Genomic DNA, 2,120 nt, shown 5'->3' with positions numbered 1-2,120 from the left:
ATTATGATCCTCGCAGTAGCAACGGTGCTTTGCATCCTCTATATCATTTGGATGTTAATATGTCTTTGAAAGGTACTTATAAGATAGGACTCAAATCAAAACTTTCACCAGAAGAATTTGAGAATATAGTGAATAAAAGCACTGATTGTTATTATTTGCTAGAAAAACTTCCTTCTCACTTGCTTGCGTTGAAAGGTTATCAAAAAAGCAAAAAGAAAAATAAACGAAAAAAATAAAGATATGAAACAGCAATTAAATCCACCAGCAAATTGGAATGACTTTGAAGATTTATGCCATAAACTCTGGCGCTCAATTTGGGGGGACCCTAACACTCAGAAGCATGGTAGAAGAGGACAAGCACAACATGGGGTAGATATCTATGGAAAGCCTTCATATGCTAGTGGTTATCATGGTGTTCAATGCAAGGAGAAAGATAGACAGTTAGCTAAAGAACTTAAAATAGAGGAAATAGAGACAGAATCGAGTAAAGCTCAATTATTTACTCCTAAATTAGAAAGTTTCATTATTGCGACTACAGCAGCTCGTGATACCAAAATACAGGAAAAGTGTAGAATGTTATCTTCTGAAAATAAGTTTGGCTTTCCGATAAGCGTGTGGAGTTGGGATGATATATCTGATGAAATTCAATACAGACCAGAGATTTTCGAAGCAACGTACAAAGATGGGGTAGATGTTTATAATAATATAGAGCTGCATTTAAGTCCTTTGGATAGTGGAGATAAACTTATGGCATTTATGACTAGACCATGTGTCAAAGAGTTTATGTCAGAATCTACTATGTTGTATCTCTCTTGTCTCATACTTGAATTTTACGATAATGCGTTTATACATGGAAATGCCTCCGAGGTAAAAATTCAATTGTTAGAGGGACATATACTATCTATTTCTGATAATGGCAAGAGCTTTGATCCTTTTAAGGAATTACAGAATAAAGGACGGGGCGGTCACTTTACAATCTTAGAGTTTAAAGAGCTATGTGGTGATGATTGCCAAGTGAGTTATTGCTATAAGAATGGTTTAAATGTAACGATACTTGATTTTAAAAATGATTTTTTAAAGAAAGAAATCAGACCTTTGGAAATAGAATTTCCCTGTAGCTCTGATTGTATTAATACGAGAAGGGAAGCTAAAGTGTCTGCTATTCAAGATATTCAACGTATAAAAAAATCGGGTAGGAAAATAAAACTTTTATTGAAAAGCTATGGACCGATTAGTGGATCAATGGAATATTTAAATAGTCTTCTAACAACTGTAGGAAACAGAATAGAATCTGCATCTATTCCTAATGGTTCTGAATATCAATATGAAGAACTCCTAAAATCTTATAATATTCCATATACAGTTAGATAACGAATAATAAATTTAAAAATAATGAACGTAATTAAGACAAATATAGAGGGCGTGCTTATTATTGAACCACGCCTCTTCCGTGATGCTCGTGGCTATTTCTTTGAGAGCTTTAGCGAGCGTGAGTTTAAAGAGAAGGTTGAACCTTTAGTTGGTTATCATGTAGAGTTCTGCCAGGACAACGAGAGCATGAGCTCGTATGGTGTGATGAGAGGCTTGCATTTCCAGAGACCTCCGTTTACCCAGAGCAAGTTGGTGAGATGCGTAAAGGGTAGAGTGCTGGATGTTGCCGTGGATATCCGAAAGGGGTCACCTACATATGGTAAGCATGTGGCTGTGGAACTGACAGAGGATAATCATCGCCAGTTCTTTATTCCTAAGGGCTTTGCTCATGGTTTCGCCGTACTATCAGAGACTGCGGTATTCCAGTATAAGTGTGATAACTTCTATCATCCTGAAACTGATGGAGGTATCTCTATATTGGATGAATCTCTCGGTATAGATTGGATGATTCCAACAGAACATGCTAATCTCAGTGATAAGGATACAAAACATCCTTTGCTAAAAGAATTTGATTCACCATTTACTTTCTAATTTACGCTATGATAATAACTGCATCTATTGTGACCTATAAGACAGATCACGATGAATTAAAGAAGTGTATAGATTCTATGCGCAAGAATGGTATTGCACCAATTTATATAAGTGACAATTCGCCTAGTAATGAACTCAAGGATTTCTGCTCTCAGTTG

General features: G+C 35.9%; 3 protein-coding genes. All 3 read left to right on the top strand.

Features of this window, described 5'->3' with window-relative positions; all coding sequences use genetic code 11:
• On the top strand, positions 1-236 hold a 236-nt coding region (locus ACT8VG_RS10555; protein ID WP_444195847.1), incomplete at its 5' end, for a hypothetical protein.
• Positions 237-240: 4 nt separating this feature from the next.
• Positions 241-1,371, top strand: coding sequence for an ATP-binding protein (locus tag ACT8VG_RS10550; protein ID WP_444195846.1), 1,131 nt, complete (start codon positions 241-243; stop codon positions 1,369-1,371).
• A 21-nt stretch (positions 1,372-1,392) separates the two neighbouring features.
• Positions 1,393-1,962, top strand: a complete 570-nt coding sequence (rfbC, locus tag ACT8VG_RS10545) for a dTDP-4-dehydrorhamnose 3,5-epimerase (protein ID WP_444195845.1) — start codon at positions 1,393-1,395, stop codon at positions 1,960-1,962.
• Positions 1,963-2,120: the final 158 nt, after the last annotated feature.

The organism is Catenibacterium sp., from assembly GCF_052354645.1.
GTDB lineage: Bacteria > Bacillota_I > Bacilli_A > Erysipelotrichales > Coprobacillaceae > Catenibacterium > Catenibacterium mitsuoka_A.
The sequence above is the reverse complement of the archived record's forward strand: the minus strand, read 5'-3'. Positions and strand labels throughout refer to the sequence as shown.